Annotated in this window: 2 protein-coding genes; one reads left to right on the top strand and one right to left on the bottom strand. The window is 70.5% G+C overall.

The window, feature by feature from the left end; translation table 11 throughout:
- The coding region (locus FFI97_RS33495; RefSeq protein ID WP_185993776.1) for a S49 family peptidase at nucleotides 1-401 on the top strand (401 nt) is incomplete at its 5' end.
- Between the two features lie 12 nt (nucleotides 402-413).
- Here the strand turns inward: FFI97_RS33495 and FFI97_RS33490 are convergent.
- Nucleotides 414-1,533, bottom strand: a 1,120-nt coding sequence (locus FFI97_RS33490; protein ID WP_260685272.1) for an MFS transporter, incomplete at its 5' end; no start/stop codon positions are given.

The raw sequence follows: 1,533 nt of genomic DNA, 5'->3' as shown, positions 1-1,533 counted from the left end.
TCGGCGTCGAGCGCCGCCTGCTGACGGCCGGTGAAAACAAGGGCTTCCTCGATCCGTTCAGCCCGATGAACGACGCGCAGCGCGCGCATGCCCAGGCGATGCTCAACCAGATCCACACGCAATTCATCAACGTGGTGAAGGCCGGCCGCGGCGACCGCCTCAAGCTCGACACCCCGGGCCTGTTCAGCGGCCTGTTCTGGAGCGGCGAGCAGGCCGTCGAGTTCGGCCTGGCCGACCAGCTGGGCAATGTCGACTTCGTGGCACGCGAGGTGATCAAGGCCGAGGAAGTCATCGACTACACGCGCCGCGACAACGTGGCCGAGAAGCTGGCCAAGAAGTTCGGCGCCGCCATGGGCGCGGCCTCGGTGAGTGCGCTGAGGACTTCGCCGGCGCTGCGCTGAGCGCGGCTTTTGTCAGGTGGCGCTGCTGTCGCCGCTGCCGGTGAACCGGGCCGAGGCCGCCAGCGCGGCGGCAAAGGCGACCACCACATAGAGCGCCGCGGTCAGCGAGCTGACCCGCGCCAGCAGGCCGATCACCGCGGGCCCTGCCATGAACCCCAAGTAAGCGATGGCCGACACGGCGGCAATGCCGTTGGCAGGCGCCACGCCCGGCACGCGGGCCGAAGCCCCGAACAGGATCGGTACCACGTTCGCAAAACCGACGCCGACCCCCGCGAAGCCGAGCAGCGCGAGCCAGGGCAGGTCGGTTAGCAATACCAGCGTCATGGCCGCTGCCGCGAGCAGGCCGCTGCCACGCAGCAATGCGGTGGGTGAGAAGCGGGCGCGCATCGCATCGCCACCGAAACGCGCAGCCGCCATCGCGGCGGAAAAGCTCGCATAGGCCAGGGCGGCCTGCTGCTGCGGGCTGCCCAGTTCCTGCTGCATGTAGAGCACGCTCCAGTCGTAGATGGCGCCCTCGGCGATCAACCCCAGCGCGGCCAGCACGCCGAGCACTGCGAGCACGCCGCGCGGCAGGCGGAAGCCGTGGTCCGCTGCGGTCGCACCGTCAGCGGGGGCGGTCGGCGTGGGCAGCATGCGCGTCGACGCGATTGCGACGACCCCGATCATTACCACGGCCACCGTCCACAAGTGCGTCTGGGGCGCCATGCCGGCGGCCAGCGCCGCGCTGCCGCTCGCGGCGCCGACCATGCCGCCGAGGCTGAACATGCCGTGCATGCCGCTCATCAATGGTTGGCCGCCGCGCAGTTCGAGCTGCGCGGCTTCGGTGTTGATCGCCACGTCGAACACGCTGGTGACCAGGCCGAACACCGCCAGTAGGCCCAGCAGCGCGGCATAGCCGGGCATCGCGATCAGGCCGGCGATCAGCAGGGCGTAGACGCAGCCGCACAGCGCGGCCATGCGGCGCGGGCCGTGGCGGCCGATCCAGCGCCCGGCGCTGGTCAGGCCGACCATCGCGCCGGCCCCGGCCGCGAGCATGGCGAGCCCGAGTTGCGCCTCGTCGATGGCGTAGTGCGCCTTGACCGTCGGCACGTGCACGCCCCAGGTCGCGAAGATGAAACCGGATGCGAAGAAC

This window comes from Variovorax sp. KBS0712 (assembly GCF_006323185.2).
Taxonomy (GTDB): domain Bacteria; phylum Pseudomonadota; class Gammaproteobacteria; order Burkholderiales; family Burkholderiaceae_C; genus Variovorax; species Variovorax boronicumulans.
This window is presented reverse-complemented; position numbering and strand designations above follow the sequence as displayed.